This is a genomic window from Bradyrhizobium sp. LeoB3, from assembly GCF_055456055.1.
In genome coordinates this window covers 36,724-52,560 of record NZ_JBVBEF010000028.1, presented here as the reverse complement: position 1 = coordinate 52,560, position 15,837 = coordinate 36,724, and the positions used below count along the sequence as shown (strand labels likewise).

Annotated in this window: 18 protein-coding genes; 13 read left to right on the top strand and 5 right to left on the bottom strand. The window is 62.1% G+C overall.

The window, feature by feature from the left end; all coding sequences use genetic code 11:
- The first annotated feature begins 236 nt into the window (after window positions 1-236).
- Genes ada through ACZXDY_RS19610 form a run of 3 tightly spaced genes read left to right on the top strand, consistent with a single transcriptional unit; the run spans window position 237 to window position 2,532 of the window.
- Entirely contained in the window at window positions 237-1,343 is a 1,107-nt protein-coding gene (ada, locus tag ACZXDY_RS19620) for a bifunctional DNA-binding transcriptional regulator/O6-methylguanine-DNA methyltransferase Ada (RefSeq protein ID WP_464346615.1), read from the top strand.
- 56 nt (window positions 1,344-1,399) lie between these two features.
- Window positions 1,400-1,726 carry a hypothetical protein gene (locus ACZXDY_RS19615; protein ID WP_464346614.1) on the top strand — a complete coding sequence of 109 codons (327 nt, stop codon included), beginning with the start codon at window positions 1,400-1,402 and terminating at the stop codon, window positions 1,724-1,726.
- A 56-nt stretch (window positions 1,727-1,782) separates the two neighbouring features.
- Window positions 1,783-2,532 (top strand): 2OG-Fe(II) oxygenase, encoded by a 750-nt coding sequence (locus tag ACZXDY_RS19610; RefSeq protein ID WP_464346613.1) that lies wholly within the window; start codon window positions 1,783-1,785, stop codon window positions 2,530-2,532.
- A 78-nt stretch (window positions 2,533-2,610) separates the two neighbouring features.
- Here ACZXDY_RS19610 and zigA read toward each other — a convergent pair whose 3' ends face one another.
- Complete coding sequence (zigA, locus tag ACZXDY_RS19605) at window positions 2,611-3,816, bottom strand: zinc metallochaperone GTPase ZigA (RefSeq protein WP_464346612.1); 1,206 nt, start codon at window positions 3,814-3,816, stop codon at window positions 2,611-2,613.
- Between the two features lie 360 nt (window positions 3,817-4,176).
- Between zigA and ACZXDY_RS19600 the strand changes: the two genes are divergently transcribed.
- The 6 genes from ACZXDY_RS19600 to ACZXDY_RS19575 all read left to right on the top strand — a co-directional run bounded on the left by ACZXDY_RS19600 (window position 4,177) and on the right by ACZXDY_RS19575 (window position 9,098).
- The gene (locus ACZXDY_RS19600) at window positions 4,177-5,571 is read left to right on the top strand and encodes a cytochrome b6 (protein WP_028163030.1); all 1,395 of its coding nucleotides are present in this window, start codon (window positions 4,177-4,179) and stop codon (window positions 5,569-5,571) included.
- A gap of 53 nt (window positions 5,572-5,624) precedes the next feature.
- The gene (locus tag ACZXDY_RS19595; protein ID WP_464346611.1) at window positions 5,625-6,266 is read left to right on the top strand and encodes a DUF4142 domain-containing protein; all 642 of its coding nucleotides are present in this window, start codon (window positions 5,625-5,627) and stop codon (window positions 6,264-6,266) included.
- 485 nt (window positions 6,267-6,751) lie between these two features.
- Entirely contained in the window at window positions 6,752-7,150 is a 399-nt protein-coding gene (gene rnk, locus ACZXDY_RS19590) for a nucleoside diphosphate kinase regulator (protein WP_028163028.1), read from the top strand.
- A gap of 215 nt (window positions 7,151-7,365) precedes the next feature.
- The gene (locus ACZXDY_RS19585) at window positions 7,366-7,551 is read left to right on the top strand and encodes a hypothetical protein (RefSeq protein WP_130225404.1); all 186 of its coding nucleotides are present in this window, start codon (window positions 7,366-7,368) and stop codon (window positions 7,549-7,551) included.
- A 282-nt stretch (window positions 7,552-7,833) separates the two neighbouring features.
- Window positions 7,834-8,124 carry a hypothetical protein gene (locus ACZXDY_RS19580; protein ID WP_028163026.1) on the top strand — a complete coding sequence of 97 codons (291 nt, stop codon included), beginning with the start codon at window positions 7,834-7,836 and terminating at the stop codon, window positions 8,122-8,124.
- A 167-nt stretch (window positions 8,125-8,291) separates the two neighbouring features.
- Window positions 8,292-9,098, top strand: a complete 807-nt coding sequence (locus ACZXDY_RS19575) for an MBL fold metallo-hydrolase (RefSeq protein WP_464346610.1) — start codon at window positions 8,292-8,294, stop codon at window positions 9,096-9,098.
- Window positions 9,099-9,140: 42 nt separating this feature from the next.
- On the opposite strand, the gene ACZXDY_RS19570 is transcribed toward ACZXDY_RS19575, so the two are convergent.
- Together ACZXDY_RS19570 and ACZXDY_RS19565 are read right to left on the bottom strand one after the other, a co-directional pair.
- Window positions 9,141-9,590 (bottom strand): PIN domain-containing protein, encoded by a 450-nt coding sequence (locus tag ACZXDY_RS19570; RefSeq protein ID WP_464346609.1) that lies wholly within the window; start codon window positions 9,588-9,590, stop codon window positions 9,141-9,143.
- Window positions 9,587-9,829, bottom strand: coding sequence for a type II toxin-antitoxin system Phd/YefM family antitoxin (locus ACZXDY_RS19565; RefSeq protein WP_028163023.1), 243 nt, complete (start codon window positions 9,827-9,829; stop codon window positions 9,587-9,589). Before ACZXDY_RS19565 ends, ACZXDY_RS19570 begins: the two co-directional genes overlap by 4 nt.
- A gap of 165 nt (window positions 9,830-9,994) precedes the next feature.
- Between ACZXDY_RS19565 and htpG the strand changes: the two genes are divergently transcribed.
- Together htpG and ACZXDY_RS19555 are read left to right on the top strand one after the other, a co-directional pair.
- Window positions 9,995-11,860 (top strand): molecular chaperone HtpG, encoded by a 1,866-nt coding sequence (gene htpG, locus ACZXDY_RS19560; RefSeq protein WP_464346608.1) that lies wholly within the window; start codon window positions 9,995-9,997, stop codon window positions 11,858-11,860.
- Window positions 11,861-12,027: 167 nt separating this feature from the next.
- A complete protein-coding gene (locus ACZXDY_RS19555) occupies window positions 12,028-13,182 on the top strand; it encodes a DUF3095 domain-containing protein (RefSeq protein ID WP_464346607.1) in 1,155 nt (384 codons plus the stop codon).
- Here the strand turns inward: ACZXDY_RS19555 and ACZXDY_RS19550 are convergent.
- Both ACZXDY_RS19550 and ACZXDY_RS19545 read right to left on the bottom strand, forming a co-directional pair.
- On the bottom strand, window positions 13,156-13,626 hold the full coding sequence (locus tag ACZXDY_RS19550; RefSeq protein ID WP_464346606.1) for a DUF2147 domain-containing protein: 471 nt from the start codon (window positions 13,624-13,626) through the stop codon (window positions 13,156-13,158). The two genes, ACZXDY_RS19555 and ACZXDY_RS19550, sit on opposite strands and share 27 nt — an antisense overlap.
- 189 nt (window positions 13,627-13,815) lie before the next feature.
- Window positions 13,816-14,343 carry a GNAT family N-acetyltransferase gene (locus tag ACZXDY_RS19545; RefSeq protein WP_464346605.1) on the bottom strand — a complete coding sequence of 176 codons (528 nt, stop codon included), beginning with the start codon at window positions 14,341-14,343 and terminating at the stop codon, window positions 13,816-13,818.
- A 262-nt stretch (window positions 14,344-14,605) separates the two neighbouring features.
- Between ACZXDY_RS19545 and ACZXDY_RS19540 the strand changes: the two genes are divergently transcribed.
- Both ACZXDY_RS19540 and crcB read left to right on the top strand, forming a co-directional pair.
- Window positions 14,606-15,202, top strand: coding sequence for a superoxide dismutase (locus tag ACZXDY_RS19540; RefSeq protein WP_464346604.1), 597 nt, complete (start codon window positions 14,606-14,608; stop codon window positions 15,200-15,202).
- Between the two features lie 202 nt (window positions 15,203-15,404).
- Complete coding sequence (gene crcB / locus ACZXDY_RS19535) at window positions 15,405-15,791, top strand: fluoride efflux transporter CrcB (protein WP_028163017.1); 387 nt, start codon at window positions 15,405-15,407, stop codon at window positions 15,789-15,791.
- Window positions 15,792-15,837: the final 46 nt, after the last annotated feature.

Sequence of the window (15,837 nt, the reverse complement as noted above, 5' to 3'; positions counted from 1 at the left end):
AAGCGGTTCCGCCACAATGGCGGCTCACCCTCGGCCGTCGAACGAGGTCCGCACGCGCCCGGGCGGGCCTCATTTGCACGCGGTCGGAAATCGGGTGGCGTTGTCCCCCATCGTCGCCGACCATCGGACAATGCGGGCACTCGCCCGCCGCCGGCAATCGAATTCGAGCGCAAGAGCCGGAGTGCGTCGGCGGGGAATTGGCGGCATCATCGATCCAACACCATATGAGAAAGAAGATGACTGCGACCCCTGCCAGGACCCCGAAGTCAACGCCCACCTCGGTGGTGGATGATCCGCGATGGGCACGCATTGTCGCGAGTGACAAGACGGCCGATGGCCATCTCTGGTACTCGGTCGCAACGACAGGCGTCTATTGCCGGCCGTCCTGCCCTTCGCGCGTTCCCAATCCCAGGAACGTGCAACTCCACGACAGTCTGGAAAGCGCCAGGGCGACAGGTTTCCGGCCTTGCCAGCGTTGCAATCCGGAAGGCCTTTCGACCGAAGCCGAGAACGCGGCCCTGGTGGCGAAGGTGTGCCGGATCATCGAGGAGAGCGAGGAAGAACCTTCGCTGGAGCAATTGGCCGCGGCGATCGGCCGGAGTCCGAGCTATTTCCATCGCGTGTTCAAGGCCATGACCGGGCTGACGCCGAAGGAATACGCCGCCGGCCATCGTGCCGGGAAGGTTCGCCGGGGATTGGCCTCGGGCAACTCCGTCACCGAGGCGATCTACGACGCTGGCTTCAATTCGAGCGGACGCTTCTACGAGAAGTCGACGGACATGCTCGGCATGACGCCGTCGCAGTATCGCGCCGGGGGCACCAACGAGGAGATCAAGTTCGCTGTCGGGCAGACATCTCTCGGCGCGATCCTCGTTGCCTCGAGCACGAAGGGCGTGGCTGCGATCCTCCTGGGCGACGATCCGGACGAACTCGTCCGCAATCTCCAGGATCGTTTTCCGAAAGCGCATCTCATTGGCGGTGATCACGACTATGAAGCGCTGGTTGCCCGGGTCGTCGGCTTTGTCGAAGCGCCGGCGATCGGCCTGAACCTTCCCCTCGACGTCCGCGGCACCGCCTTCCAGCAGCGGGTGTGGCGGGCTCTGCAGGAGATCCCAGTCGGCGAATCGGTGTCCTATGCCGAAATAGCACAGCGTATCGGCTCCCCCAAGGCGGTGCGCGCGGTGGCCGGTGCTTGCGCGGCGAACAAGCTTGCCATCGCCATTCCCTGCCATCGCGTCGTTCGGAAAGATGGCTCGCTCTCCGGCTACGCCTGGGGCATCGAACGCAAGCGCGCGCTGCTCGATCGGGAATGCACGCACGGTACAAGAACATCGCGAGTTTGAAAGCAATATTCGGAGTGCTCTGGTCGCATTCCCGTGCATTTTGCTCGATCATTCAGGTGATCGATGCATGCCTGTTGAAGTCGCTGGTGATCGCCGACGCCGATCGACTGGCGGAAGGAACGCTTCAGACGATGTTTCCTCGGAGTGCATTGGACGCAAGAATAAAGCGCGAGAATCGCCGCCGCACCAGGACAATGCCCGATGCGACCGCAGGTCTCGTTTACGCCGATCCGGCAAAAGGGCGCGTGATGGCCTATTTCCGCCGGCTCGTCGCCGACGGCCATGCAGAGTGGCAGGTGCTCGAGAACGGAGATATCCGGCTCCGCTTTCGCAGCGGCGAAACCTATCTTCTCGCGAAGACGACAATCATCCGCATCGCGTGAGCTGACGGAGCATTTTCGATCATAAGCGCAGATACTGATCAGGAAGGAACGATCTCATGACAGTCCGTTCGTCCACCATCACCCGTGTCCCCGCGGTTGCGTCCGCAGAGGCACGGGTTGCCGCTTACGACTGGCAGGTGCTCGCAGGTGAGCTGGACAATTACGGCTGCGCCGTCTTGCCCAAGCTGCTTTCACCTGAGGAATGCCGCACCATCGCAAGCCTCTATCCCGACGAGAGCCATTTCCGAAGTCATATCCACATGGCGCGGCACGGCTTCGGCAAGGGCGAGTATCGCTACTTCAAATACCCGCTGCCCGACCTCATCGGCTCCTTGCGAACCGTGCTCTACCCGCGCCTTGCAGGCGTTGCCAACGAATGGAACGCCCGGATGGGACTAAGCGAGCGCTATCCAGCCGACCACGCCTCGTTCCTCAAGCAATGCCACGACGCCGGCCAGACGCGCCCGACGCCGCTTCTGCTGCAATACGTCCCTGGTGATTTCAACTGCCTCCATCAGGATCTCTACGGCGAGCTCGCATTCCCGATCCAGGTCGCGATTCTGCTCTCGCAACCCGGCGCGGACTTCGCAGGTGGCGAGTTCGTTCTGACCGAGCAGCGGCCGCGCATGCAAAGTCGCGTCGAAGTCGTGCCGCTCCGGCAGGGCGACGCAGTGGCCTTCGCGGTCCATAACCGGCCGGTGCAGGGATCGAAGGGCAATTACCGCGTGAACCTTCGTCACGGCGTGAGTCGCGTGCGTTCCGGCATGCGGCACACCGTCGGGATTATTTTTCACGACGCGACCTAGCGGCGCGGTAGACGCGATCTTGTGCTGTCGTTTTTCGATTTCCGGCGCATCCTGAACTCTATGAAGGGCTCTGGCGCGTCAGGCCGCCTCGTTGGCGCGTTTCCACACCGGAAACGGATCGGGCAGGCCGGCCCAGGCCTGCGTATCCATCCCGGGCTTTCCTTTCACGAGGCACGCATCGAGGCGTGCACGGATCGCGGCTTCATCCATAGCGGTGCCGATGAAGACGAGTTCTTGCCGGCGATCTCCATAGAGATCGTTCCAGCTCTTCTTCAATATTCGCTGCCACTCGGGATCTCGTGGCCAGCGTTCGCGCGGTATCGCCGCCCACCAGAATCCCAAGGCCTCGGTCTTGGTGATGGCGCCGGCCTGGCTCATCTCACCGACCCACTGCGGACGCGTGGCAATCCAGAAATGCCCCTTGGCGCGAATGACGCCTGGCCAGGCGTCATGAAGGAAGTGATGAAATTTCGTCGGATCAAACGGCCGCCGCGCACGATAGACGAAGCTCTTGATGCCGTATTCCTCGCTCTCCGGCACATGGTCGGCAAAGCCGTATAATTCCTTGAACCACAGCGGATGCTGTTGCGCCTTCTGAAAATCGAAGCGGCCGGTATCGAGGATCTGGTCGAATGGGACCTTGCTGTGATTGGCTTCCAGGATCTCGGCTTCAGGATTGAGCGCCCGGATGATCTTGCGTGCAGCATCGCGCTGCACGGGTGTTGCGTCATCCACCTTGTTCAGCACGACGACATCGGCAAATTCGATCTGCTCGACAAGCAAATCGACCAGCGTGCGCTGGTCGTTGTCGAGGGCCTCGCCGCGCTCGCTAAGGAAATCGGTGGAGGAATAGTCCCTCAGCAGGTTCACGGCATCGACGACCGTGACCATCGTGTCGAGCCGCGCGACGTCGGACAGGCTCTCGCCGTGCTCGGTCCGGAAATCGAATGTGGCCGCAATCGGCAGCGGCTCGGAGATGCCGGTCGATTCGATCAGCAGGTAATCGAACCTTCCGCCTTCAGCCAGCGCGCGCACTTCCCTGAGCAGGTCGTCGCGCAGGGTGCAGCAGATGCACCCGTTGGTCATCTCAACCAGCTTCTCGTTCGTCCGGGAAAGATTCGCACTGCCATCGCGGATGAGGTCCGCATCGATGTTTACCTCGCTCATATCGTTCACAATCACGGCCACCTTCAGGCCGTGTCGGTTGTTGAGCACGTGGTTCAGCAAAGTTGTCTTTCCAGTCCCGAGGAAGCCGGACAAGACGGTGACGGGCAGTTTTTGCATGGAGATCGAACAGCCTTTGCAGCTCGAGGAATTTTCGCCCGGCAGAGGGCATCGGGGCACCCATATGTAATGTTATAACATTACATAATCTGAGCCGTTTTCGATTGTCAAGCTGCACCGACGGTAACGTGTGCAGTGTTGGCGCAATGCGAGTCGGTTGAAGCGGCCAGATCATCAACTGACGCCAAGTGACCCAACAACCTGACCAAGAGGCCACGCCTGACCGCCGCGGCTTGAGCTCCCGGAATGATCAAACATCAGGGAATGTAGGAACGAAGCAGATTCGATCGCGTTGCGCTCCGCATCTGCGTAGGTCCTGCATCGGCACTTCTGGTGCGTGCTCCGAACCGGAGGTCGCTCATGTCGAAATACCCGAAAATTGCGGCCGCACTGGCCGTAGCGAGCTTGATTGCAGTCGCTGCATTGGCCGATCCTCTGCCCCCAGACGCGACCTACAGGCCGCTTCCGACGCAGCCGCTTGATGTGGTGAAGGCGCTAGATGAGGCGCAGAAATCGCAGGTCATGCAGCGCCAGCAGGCCCTGTTGGAGCAGCGCTACGACCTCTCGAACCGGCCGATCGCGAATGTGATGATGTCGGGCGGCCGAAAGCCCGTGCAGGACGGAGTGCGGGTCAGGCTGCCGGCAGGAGTAACCTGGGACAGTCTGTCGGCGATGAGTCCGGACGAGATAAGGCAGCGTGGATTATTGCCGGCTGCTTTCATGCCGCTGCCGCATGTCAAGCAGGCGACCGGCGGCCAGGTTTTCCCGAACCAGCAAATCGACGAAATCAACCGGCAGGAATCGCGGAACATCAGGCGCTTCGATGTTGATTTCGATCTCCCCGACCAATTCACGCCGGAGTTTCCGCCGCCGATCTTTCTGACCAGCCATCCGGAACTGGGTGATGTCTCACACGGCCAGCTCCTGACGATAAAGAACTACTATCAACTGATGATCGGCATCATCACGCCCGTGCAGATGGAGGGAATGCGCCTGTTGCTGACGCCGTTCCCGCAGGAAGAGTTCAACCAGACAGAAGATCGCAAGAGCGCAGACCAAAGCCTTGGCGTCACCTGCCTCGACTGTCATGCGAATTTCCACACTAACGCGGCCTTCCACCAGACGCCCGACGTGCGCCCTCAGGCGGCCCGCTTCCGCCTCGATACGGTCAGCCTTCGCGGCATGTTCAACCAGCAAATTCATGGTTCGAAACGGTCGCTGCGCTCGATCGAGGACTTCACGCAGTTCGAGCAGCGGACGGCCTATTTCAACGGCGATCACGTCAGCGCGCAGCGGAAAGGCGTGCACCTGCCCGACCGATTCGATCAGGTCCCGATGATGGCGCAGATGCAGAACATCATCGATTTCCCGCCTGCGCCAAAGCTCGATCCACTGAGCCGGCTCGATCCCAGCAAGGCGACACAGCAGGAACTCGAGGGAGAAAGGGTATTTCTGGGCAAGGGACAATGCGCACAGTGCCACGTGCCGCAGACGTCATTCCTTGACAACAATATGCACGACCTGAAGCTCGAGCGCTTCTACAATGTCGGTCAGACCGTCAATGGTCTCGTCGCATTGGCTGATGGACCAATCAAGACCTTCACCCTGCGCGGCATCAAGGACTCACCGCCCTATATGCACGACGGGCGCTTGCTAACGCTCGCCGACACCGTCGAGTTCTTCAATCTAGTGCTCGGCTTGAAGCTGACGCAGGAGGAGAAGGATTCGCTGGTGGCGTACATGCTGACGCTGTGATGCCAGTCGGGTGCCGGCAGTTATCCCAGCGAGTCGCAAAAGGAGATTGAGTGATGCGTCTTCCAACGCTCTTAGCGATCGCGATTGCATTTCTTTCTCCGGCGGCTTTCGGCCAGTCGACCAATCCCGTGAGCCCGGCGCCGGGTAACCCCGGCGGCATGCCGCCGGGAACGAGACAATCTGCTGCGGGTGTGCCGGCGCCGCGCCAAGCCAATCAAGCGGATCGCGCGTTCATCAATGCCGCAGCAACCGGAGGATTGGCCGAAGTGGATCTTGGCAGATCCGCGGCGCAGCAAGGGGCGAGCCGCGCCGTGACGGAATTTGCACAACGCATGGTTCGCGATCACAGTGCCGCCAATGATCGGCTTTCAGCACTTGCAAAAGCGAACGGGATTGTAGCGCCCGACAAACTCGACGAAGAACACAAAGCCATGCGTGCGAAGTTGGAGCAGCTCAGCGGTCCTCAATTCGATCGCGCCTACATCGAAGGACAAATCATCGACCATCAGAAGACTGCGCAGCTTCTGGAGTACGAGATCGGTTCAGGGGAGGACGCTGAACTGAAGGATCTTGCGTCAGACCTTCTGCCAACCGTCCTGGGTCATTTGCGGATGGCGCAGGCGATTGCCTCGGAAACGGCGCAGCGGGCAGCAGCAGAGACACCACGAACGGAAAGACCCAGCGAGCGGCGTTAGCGATACTGCGATCGGCGGTCCCCTGAGAGGTTTCGATCGCGCGCAAAGGCAAGCAATTGCCGTCGTCGGGCAAGGTGCGCGCTTTCGCCGCAATGGCGACGGTGCCATGTGGGTGGATTATGACATACGTTGTCGACATCGATCCGCGCATCGCGCGCTTCTGTCTGCACGCCGGCCGCCTGCACGCAGGCACTTAGCCGGACGGCCGATCGAGCCGTCCGGGTTCTGTTCTCATCGATATCTCGAGTTCGTGGCTTCCGTGCAGGAGCCCGATTTACTTTGAACAGAAGGAACGTGCCGTGCCGCCTCCGTCAGAGACCGTCCACACCGCATCCGATGATCGCCGCCTCGAGCGCACGCGCGAAAGTGTGAAGCAAGCCGAGTCGAATGTCGTGCCGCTGTTCCGTGCGCCTGTGGTCCGAAAAAAAGATGGCGCGATCGACGACGACCCAGGGCCAACGGCTGCCTGAAGAAAGGTGACAACAATGAGTAAGAATACCGAACCCAATCTGCCGCCGATCCGGGTGACAACGGAGGAGAAGCAGCGGCTGAGCGGACTTGCCAACTCAAGCATGGAGCTTTTTCCGCGCGTGGCCTATTTCCTTGCGCGCGAGATGGAGCGAGCGAGTATCGCGCCTGACGATGCCGATTTGCGAAACGTCGTCCGCATGGGCTCGCAGGTCGACTATCGTGACGACAGCACCGGTGCGGCGAGGGAGGTGGTGCTGGTCTATCCGCACGAAGCCGACATCTCGCGCAAGCGCATTTCGGTGCTGACTCCGGTCGGTGCCGCGCTGATCGGCCTATCGGTCGGCCAGACCATCGAATTTCAAACGCCGGATCGCCGAACGCGAGCGCTGACTGTGTTGCGGGTTTCGCATTGAGCAGGAGCTTTGCGCCCATGCGCGACCGTGTGTTTGAGCAAGCCGGGCTGATCGTGATCTGCATCACCATCGGGCTGATCGGGCTCGTCGTCGGTCTGAGCTACCTCGCGCGCTTGTTCATGTGAGTCCGGTGGCCGCTTGAGCTTGGTGGCCGGGTTCGATCCTTGCAGCGGAACGCGCTATAATTGCGCATCGCTTAAGGCGAGGCGCTTGTCATGACACAGTGGTACTTCGTCTGGATCGAAGGTCCGCGTGGGCCCGTGCCGCAAAAGTGGTCTACGGAGGGACTTTGGGGGCAGGTCACCCGTCAGGATGTGATCGTGCGCTTTACGTTGACGGAACGCGAAGCCGCGCTTTCGCTCGACGAATTGGCGAGGTTGCATCCTGTTCCCGAGGAATGAACCTTGGGGAACCCACGAATTTAATGCGAGCGCGGGGTTGAATAGGCGGGCTCGGACCCAATGTCCCGCACTTCACGTTCGTTGAAACGCGGTCGAAACGGACCGTATTTGGCGAAGAGCCGGCGACAGGATGGCAATTCGAAGAAAATCATCCAGCGGCGGCACAAGTGAAGCTCCAGTGCGTCGTCGTGTTGGCGGGATGGCTGTCCCGCGAATGCAGGCGGCCGCGTCCGGCTTAGGCCGTTGCGCGGTGCAACCCTCCAATCCAGAGGAGCGAGGAACATGAGACTGAACTCAACGCAGGTCGAGCGGGCCTTGAGCCAATTCGATGCTCACTGCCTTCCCGACGATCATCCGGCGGTCGCCCAGTTGAACCGCTTGTTCGGTGATCACACCTACTTCCTTGACACCAACGGGCTCAACGTACTCGAGCCGAGCGAGTCCGCGGAGACGGACACACAGATCGGCAAGATCGTGAACCTCGCCCATTGGAGCGACGACACCCTGACGAATTTGATGCCGCACGAGCCTGAACCGACCGGCGTCATCGTCAGTCTTGGCTCCAAGCACTGATCGTTTCTGATTGACCATCGTGAAAGCCCGCCTCTGGCGGGCTTTTGTTTTGCAGCACTCATCACGGTGCTTTGGGTTCAGGCGGATAGACGCAGCGGAAGCCGATATAGGCGAGATAGAACCGCCGCATTGCATGCTATCTTGGGCCTCCAAATGGAGTGACCCTCATGCCAACCTGGACTTGCGAACAATGCGGCGCGCAGTTTTCCGACAGCGCCAATCCGCCGCCGTCTTGCCGGATCTGCGAGGACGAGCGGCAGTTCGTGAACTGGAACGGACAGGTCTGGCTCAGCCGCGAGGAACTGGCCAAACGCCATCATGTCGTCTGGCGCGACGATCTTGGGCTCGTTGGCATCGCGGTCGAGCCGCGCTTGGCGATCGGCCAGCGTGCGGTGCTGGTCCCCGATGGCGACGGCCTTGTGATGTGGGACTGCATCCCGCTCGCGACGCGGGAGGCGATCGACTATGTCAAATCGCGCGGCGGGCTGAAGGCGATCGCGGTATCGCATCCGCATTTCTATGGGGCAGTGGCCGACTGGAGCGAGGCTTTCGGCAATGCGCCGGTCTATCTGCATGGGGACGATGCGCAATGGATCACGCGGCCGCATCCGTCGATCGTGCCGTGGCGGGGGGAGGAACTCGCGATATCGGACGATCTTCGGCTGGTCCGCGCCGGCGGGCATTTCACCGGCGCCACCGTGCTGCATTGGCGCACGGGGGCAGACGGCAGCGGCGCGCTCCTGGCCGGCGATGTCGCGCAGGTGGCGATGGATCGCCGTCACGTCAGCTTCATGTACTCCTATCCGAACTACACGCCGCTGAATGCTGTCGCCGTGCGCCGTATCGCTGAGGCGATCGCGCCACTTGCGTTCGATCGCATTTATGGCGCCTGGTGGGGACGTAACATTGAGCACGATGCGAAGGCGGCGTTCGATGTGTCGGTCGCGCGCTATCTTGCGGCGATTACTGGGTGAGGCGTGAAAGGGAGGGCTCTCGCCTGGGAAATTGATAGCGATCTATTTGGCTGGAGGCAGCTCCTGGAATGGATCGATGACGGTGACGTCCATAGGCACAAAATGGCAAACATTCCGGGTTAGGAGCGTCAGTTTGTGCCAATGAGCTGTTGCGGCAATCGCGACATCTGCAAAGCCTGGAGCATGCCCACGGCTGCGTGCAAGATCAGTCAGTTGACCAGCGATCTCTGCCGTCGGCGTATCAAACGGGAGCACCCGATCACCATAGAGATGCAGCACGGTTCGCAACCAATCCGAGAGCCTGGAGGCCTTCCGCTTGGCACCCTCGCGCTTGGCCTTGGCGATGCCCTCGGCGATCTCGGCCACAGTGACGGCCGACAGAAACAAAGCAAGCGAATGAGAATCCATCCAGGCAACAAGCTGCTGCGGCGTCACCGCCGACGTGGGTGCCACAGCCGAAATGATATTGGTATCGACCAGATAGCGCGTCACAGGCCGGCGTCGCGGGAGGGCGCCTGGTTACGCTCGGGCAAGTCACCGGCTTCGATCGGCGCGGACATCAAGAGACGGCCGAAGGAGGGTACGCGCGACAGCCGTTCCCAATCCTCAAAGCCGAGGATGACCGCCTCCGGTCGCCCGTGGCGGGTAATGACGGACGGCTTGCCCCGCGTGGCCTGATCGACGACGGCGGACAATTTCGCCTTTGCGTCTTTCAACTGAATCTTGCGCATGTTGCCTCGTGTGACTACAGTGGTCATATTTATAGTAGGTTCAACGACATAGCGCAATGCCGCGGTCGGATCATCCCGCTGCCGTCGCGGCAAATCTTGCGGGCGGAGATGGCTGCGCTATATCTGGAGTTTCCTACCCCCTATTGGTTTCACCTGAGCCCAGCAATGACTGCCACCACGACCTCCCCCGAATCCCAGCCGTTCCAGGCCGAGGTAGCCGAGCTCCTGCACCTGATGGTGCACTCGGTCTATTCGGAAACCGATATCTTCCTGCGCGAATTGATCTCCAACGCCTCCGATGCCTGCGACAAGCTGCGTTATGAGGCGATTGCCGCGCCGGACCTGATCGCCGATGGTGCGCCGCCGAAAATCTGGATCAGGCCGGACAAGAAGGCCGATACGTTGTCCGTGATCGACAGCGGCATCGGCATGGATCGGCAGGAGCTGATCGACAATCTCGGCACCATCGCGCGCTCCGGCACCAAGTCGTTCCTGGCGCGGCTCACCGAGGCCAAGGACGGCGGCAATTTGATCGGCCAGTTCGGCGTCGGCTTCTATGCCGCCTTTATGGTCGCCGACAGGATCGTCGTGATCAGCCGCCGCGCCGGGAGCGATGAGGTCTGGACCTGGACCTCGTCGGGCGGCAGCGGCTTCGAGATCGCGCCCGCCAGCGAGGAGGATGCCAAGCGCGTCACCCGCGGCACCGAGATCGTGCTGCACCTGAAGAAGGACGCCGCGAAATATCTCGAGACCTACGAGATCGAGCGCATCGTCCGCGCCTATTCTGATAACATCCAGTTCCCGATCGAACTGGTGCCGGAGGAGGGCGAGCCAAGCCAGATCAATTCCGCGAGCGCGCTGTGGCAGCGGTCGAAATCGGAGCTGTCGGCGGAGGATTACAAGGAAGCCTACAAATCGATCGCCGGCGCATTCGACGAGCCGGCGATGACGCTGCATTATCGCGCCGAGGGCCGGCAGTCCTATGCCGTGCTGCTGTTTGCGCCGTCGACAAAGCCGTTCGACCTGTTCGAGCCGGCGCGCAAGGGCAGGGTGAAGCTCTATGTCCGCCGCGTCTTCATCGCCGACGATGCCGATCTTCTGCCCGCTTACCTGCGCTTCATTCGCGGCGTGATCGACAGCGAGGATCTGCCGCTCAACATCTCCCGCGAGATGCTGCAGAACAACCCGCAACTCGGGCAAATCCGCAATGCCGTGACCGGCCGCGTCATCGGCGAACTCGAGCGATTGGCGGATAAGGAGCAGGACGCGTTCGCCAAGATCTGGGACGCGTTCGGTCCGGTCCTCAAGGAGGGCCTGTGGGAGGATTACGAGCGGCGCGAGAAACTGCTCGGCCTGTCGCGCTTCACAACCACCGCGGGCGAGAACCGTTCGCTCAAGCAATATGTTGAAGCCATCAGGCCGAACCAGACCGACATCTACTACCTCACCGGCGAAAGCATCGAGCGGTTGAAGTCGAACCCGAAGCTGGAGGCCGCGCAAGCACGCGGCGTCGAGGTGCTCCTGCTCACCGATCCCGTGGATGCGTTCTGGACCTCGGCGCCGATCGATTTCGGCGGCAAGCCGCTGAAGTCGCTGAGCCAGGGCGACGTCGATTTCAGCCTGATCCCGTTCGTCGACGACAAGGCGGACGAGAAGAAGGACGAGCCGGCGGCAGATGAGGCGACGACGATCGCCGCGATCAAGGAAGCGCTCGGCGAGCGCGTTGCCGACGTCCGCGCATCGCAGCGGCTCACCTCGAGCGCTTCGTGCCTGGTCGGCGGCGGTCGCGACCGCATGCTGGAGCGCCTCCTCGCGCAGCAGAACCGCGGTTCGGTGACCAAGCCGATCCTCGAGGTCAATCTGCGCCATCCGTTGGTCGCCGCGATCACGCGCGAAAAGGACGCGGCGAGGGATTTGTCGCTGCTTCTGCTCGAGCAGGCGCAGATTCTCGAAGGCGAACTGCCGGAAGACCCGGCCGCCTTTGCCGGCCGTCTCAACCAGCTCGTGCTGCGCGGATTGGCGAAAGCGTAACGCGCACTGTTGCTCCGTCGCCCGGGCTCGTCCCGGGCATCCACGTCTTCCCTTCCGGGAGGCGGCTCTTGCGTGGGACAAGCCCGGCCATGACGGCGTCCGGTTCTACGCAACCGATCCCAAGACCGGCCGTATCTGCTAGACAGGCGCCGAAAGCGGAGCGGTCCATGGCGGCGGCAGGCGGCAGCGAGATCTTCTACGGCGGCATTCCGGTGTTCCGCGGCTTTGGCCGCCTGATGGAGCCGTCGCTGTATTCGCCTTTGCCTGATGATTGGACCATCGGCGTCGCCGACATCGTGGAATCGACCAAGGCGATTGCCGCAAAGCGCTACAAGGCCGTCAACATGGCGGGCGCGGCCGTCATCGCCGCCGTCACCAATGCACTCGGTGGCCGCGAATTCCCCTTCGTGTTCGGCGGCGATGGCGCGAGCTTTGCGGTCGCGCCCGCCGATGTCGACGCCGCGCGCGAGGCGCTGGCGGCGACCGCGACCTGGGTGAGGAACGATCTCGACCTCATCATGCGCGTGGCGCTGGTGCCGATCGAAGCAATCCGTGCGCAAGGACTTGATGTGCGCGTCGCGCGCTTCGGACCGTCGACCAATCTTTCCTACGCGATGTTCTCCGGTGGCGGGCTTGGCTTCGCGGAAGCCGCGATGAAGCGGGGTGAATTTGCTGTCGCTCCGGCGCCGCCGGGCACTCAGCCCGATCTCAGCGGGCTCTCCTGCCGCTTCGAGGAGATCCCTTCCGCCCGCGGCGTCATCCTGTCCGTGCTGGTGGTGCCGGCGAAGGGCGGCGATCCCCACGCGTTCCGCAAGGTGATCGAGGACGTCATCGCTCTCGCCGAGCAGAGCCCGGATGCTGGCCGTCCGGTGCCGTCGGGCGGGCCGGCGCTGCGCTGGCCGCCGCAGGGCCTCGACTTCGAGGCACGCACCAAGCGCGGCGGTCCGCTGTTCGCGCGGCGCGCCCTGGTGTTCGTCAGCACGTTGTGGGTCTACACCGTCATCCGCTTCGGGCTCAAAATCGGCAAGTTCGCGGCGAAGGACTATATGCAGCAGGTGGTCGACAATTCCGACTTCCGCAAATATGACGACGGATTGCGGATGATCCTCGACTGCAGCGAGGAGTTGGCGCAGGCGCTCGCCGAACGTCTCGCGCAGGCCGCGGCCAACGGCGTCGTGCGTTACGGCCTGCACCGGCAGGATGCCGCGATGATGACCTGCTTCACGCCGTCGGCGATGCGCAGCGACCACGTGCACTTCATCGACGGCGCCCGCGGCGGCTACGCCTCCGCCGCGTCAGCCATGAAGGCGATGCAGATCTGAAGAGTTAGCGTCCCACCGCGTCCAGCTTTCGCCGCCGCAGAGCGCGCCGACGCAGCCCTCGACCCGTAGCGTATCGGGGCCGGCGAGCGAAATGCTGCTCGCATAGGTGCCGCCGTCGTCGGCGTTGTAGATCTGACCGGTCCACTTGCCGCCGGCCGGCCGCATGCCCGAGAACAGCGGCAGCCCGATGATCGGACGGGTGGTGAGCGACGGATTCGGATTCTTGTTGTCAACCTGTGGCTTGCCGGTTGCGGGATCGATCGGCTCGCGCAGGGAGACGATCACGCCGCAAATCCCGCCGCCGCATTTGCTGACCTTGACGCGGGCGTCGCCCGCCTGCGTCTGCCAGACGCCGGATGGATCGGCCGCGTTTTGCGCGCGCGCCGTCGGTGCGGCCAGTAATACCGCCAGCACCGCTGCGATGAGAGCTGATCTGCAAGCCATGATTCGTTCCCCAAAAAGGCACGCCTGCATAGCAACAAATCGGCTTTGTGCAATCTCACTTCCGCGCGTCGGCGCGCGATCATTTGCCCCAGTGATGCGCATCTGTCACTGCGTCTCGCCCTGAAGATTGTGTGAAGATGATGCCCCGCATCTTACGGACGGCGCAGGCCAGGCTAACCTATACAGAGATCACCACGGCAGGCCGCACAGGTCGATGGTCCCCGTATCAGGCGCGCGCTTGATGTCGAACACGAACGGTGTCATCGCCTCGAAGCGGACGCGTCCGCCCGGCTGCTCGCAATAGACCTCGCCGGTGAAGGGCCGCCAGCCGCGCGCCTGGTAGAACGCGAAATTGTGCGGCTCACAGAACAGCAGCATGAAGCGCGCCGCTTCATTGGCACGCACGGTCTCGATCGCGGCATTGAGCGCGATCGAGGCATAGCCGCGGCGCCGGCAGTCCTCGCGGGTCGCAACCCCGCCGATGCCGCCAATATGGATCCGGTGTCCGTTCCAGGTGATGGTGCGGAAATGGATGCCGACGTGGCAGCCGACGCCGCCCTCGGGCACTTCGAGCAAGACGCGCAGGTCGGCACCGGCCCACTTGATATGGCCCCAAGGCAATTTCGCGACCACCTCGCGCGGCCAGACCGCCCGAAACAGCGGCTCGACCGTCTTCCAGGAAGCATCGCCGTTGAGGACTTCGATCTCGATGCTCACTTGAGTGGGTCCTCGCATTCCATTGGCGCGATCTTACTCGCACAAACGGGAAAACGCACCTCCGTCCGCGCCCTGCCGCTCGGAGTTGATCTTAAGCGTTTCATTCCCAACACTATTTTGCAGTTGGTTCGTTGCGCTGACGTTCTGCGAATCGCCTGCACGGCCTGCATGCCTGCGCCGAAAATGCGGTGTTTAAGTGTGATGGAACCTTCTATAAGAGGTTTCCGTTAGTGTCGTCTCCCCTCATGTTGGACATCACACCATGACTTTCACGCTACCCGACCTCCCCTACGCCCACGATGCCCTCGCGCCCTACATGTCGAAGGAAACGCTGGAGTACCATCACGACAAGCATCACCAGGCTTACGTGACCAACGGCAACAACGCGATCAAAGGCACCGAATTCGAGGGCAAGTCCCTCGAGGAGATCGTGAAGGGCTCGTACAACAAGAACGCGGCCGTCTTCAACAATGCCGGCCAGCACTACAACCACATTCACTTCTGGAAGTGGATGAAGCCGAATGGCGGCGGCAGCAAGCTGCCGGGCCGTCTCGAGAAGAAGATCAACGAGGACCTCGGCGGCTTCGAGAAGTTCAAGGCCGATTTCGCCGCCGCCGGCGTCGGCCAGTTCGGCTCCGGCTGGGCCTGGCTGCAGGTCAAGGGCGGCAAGCTCGAAATCTCCAAGACGCCGAACGGCGAGAACCCGCTGGTCCATGGCGCGGTGCCGATCCTGGGCGTCGACGTCTGGGAGCACTCCTACTACATCGACTATCGCAATCGCCGTCCGGACTATCTGAAGGCGTTCGTCGACAGCCTCGTCAACTGGGACTACGTCGACGAGCTGTTCGGCAAGGTGTGACGGTTTAGGCCGTCGTTCCGGATGCGACTTTCCCGACCCTCCCCCGAAAGGGGAGGGTCGGTTCGCATGTAGCGAAGCGCAATGCGAACCGGGGAGAGGTCATCTCTCCACGCGGGCACCGTCTCAAGGGAGAGGCTGTGAATGCGCACATCGTTCAAGGAGAGGTGATCGTCCCTCTCGACGGCACACCAGCGGGGCAGTGGTGGGAACGGCAGCAAGCTATTTTCTGGTCTTCTTCGGCGGCGGCCTCGGCGCAATGCTGCGCCATTTCATCAATCTCGCCTGCGCGCGCAGCCTCGGCACCGATTTTCCCTACGGCACCTTCATCATCAACATCACCGGTTCGACCGTGATGGGCCTGATCGCGGGTTATCTCGCCTTCAAGGGCGAGGCATCGCAGGCCTGGCGGCTGTTCCTGATGACCGGCATCCTCGGCGGCTACACCACCTTCTCCGCCTTCTCGCTAGACGCCGCGCTGCTCTACGAACGCGGCGAACTCGGGCTCGCGGCATTCTACGTGCTCGGCTCGGTCGTGCTGTCGATCGCCGGCCTGTTCGCCGGCCTCGCCATCGTTCGCCACCTCACATGATCTCTCCGTCATTCCGGGGCGCGCGAAGCGCGAACCCGGAATCCAC

What these genes read in the sequence shown, in the direction of transcription:
- ACZXDY_RS19595 (WP_464346611.1), top strand. Translation starts at nt 5,625, where the DNA reads ATGCGTCTTCCAACGCTCTTAGCGATCGCGATTGCATTTCTTTCTCCG.
- ACZXDY_RS19550 (WP_464346606.1), bottom strand. Translation starts at nt 13,626, where the DNA reads ATGGCTTGCAGATCAGCTCTCATCGCAGCGGTGCTGGCGGTATTACTG.
- htpG (WP_464346608.1), top strand. Translation starts at nt 9,995, where the DNA reads ATGACTGCCACCACGACCTCCCCCGAATCCCAGCCGTTCCAGGCCGAG.
- ACZXDY_RS19585 (WP_130225404.1), top strand. Translation starts at nt 7,366, where the DNA reads ATGACACAGTGGTACTTCGTCTGGATCGAAGGTCCGCGTGGGCCCGTG.
- ACZXDY_RS19600 (WP_028163030.1), top strand. Translation starts at nt 4,177, where the DNA reads ATGTCGAAATACCCGAAAATTGCGGCCGCACTGGCCGTAGCGAGCTTG.
- ada (WP_464346615.1), top strand. Translation starts at nt 237, where the DNA reads ATGACTGCGACCCCTGCCAGGACCCCGAAGTCAACGCCCACCTCGGTG.
- ACZXDY_RS19555 (WP_464346607.1), top strand. Translation starts at nt 12,028, where the DNA reads ATGGCGGCGGCAGGCGGCAGCGAGATCTTCTACGGCGGCATTCCGGTG.
- rnk (WP_028163028.1), top strand. Translation starts at nt 6,752, where the DNA reads ATGAGTAAGAATACCGAACCCAATCTGCCGCCGATCCGGGTGACAACG.
- ACZXDY_RS19580 (WP_028163026.1), top strand. Translation starts at nt 7,834, where the DNA reads ATGAGACTGAACTCAACGCAGGTCGAGCGGGCCTTGAGCCAATTCGAT.
- ACZXDY_RS19575 (WP_464346610.1), top strand. Translation starts at nt 8,292, where the DNA reads ATGCCAACCTGGACTTGCGAACAATGCGGCGCGCAGTTTTCCGACAGC.
- ACZXDY_RS19610 (WP_464346613.1), top strand. Translation starts at nt 1,783, where the DNA reads ATGACAGTCCGTTCGTCCACCATCACCCGTGTCCCCGCGGTTGCGTCC.
- zigA (WP_464346612.1), bottom strand. Translation starts at nt 3,816, where the DNA reads ATGCAAAAACTGCCCGTCACCGTCTTGTCCGGCTTCCTCGGGACTGGA.
- ACZXDY_RS19540 (WP_464346604.1), top strand. Translation starts at nt 14,606, where the DNA reads ATGACTTTCACGCTACCCGACCTCCCCTACGCCCACGATGCCCTCGCG.
- ACZXDY_RS19565 (WP_028163023.1), bottom strand. Translation starts at nt 9,829, where the DNA reads ATGCGCAAGATTCAGTTGAAAGACGCAAAGGCGAAATTGTCCGCCGTC.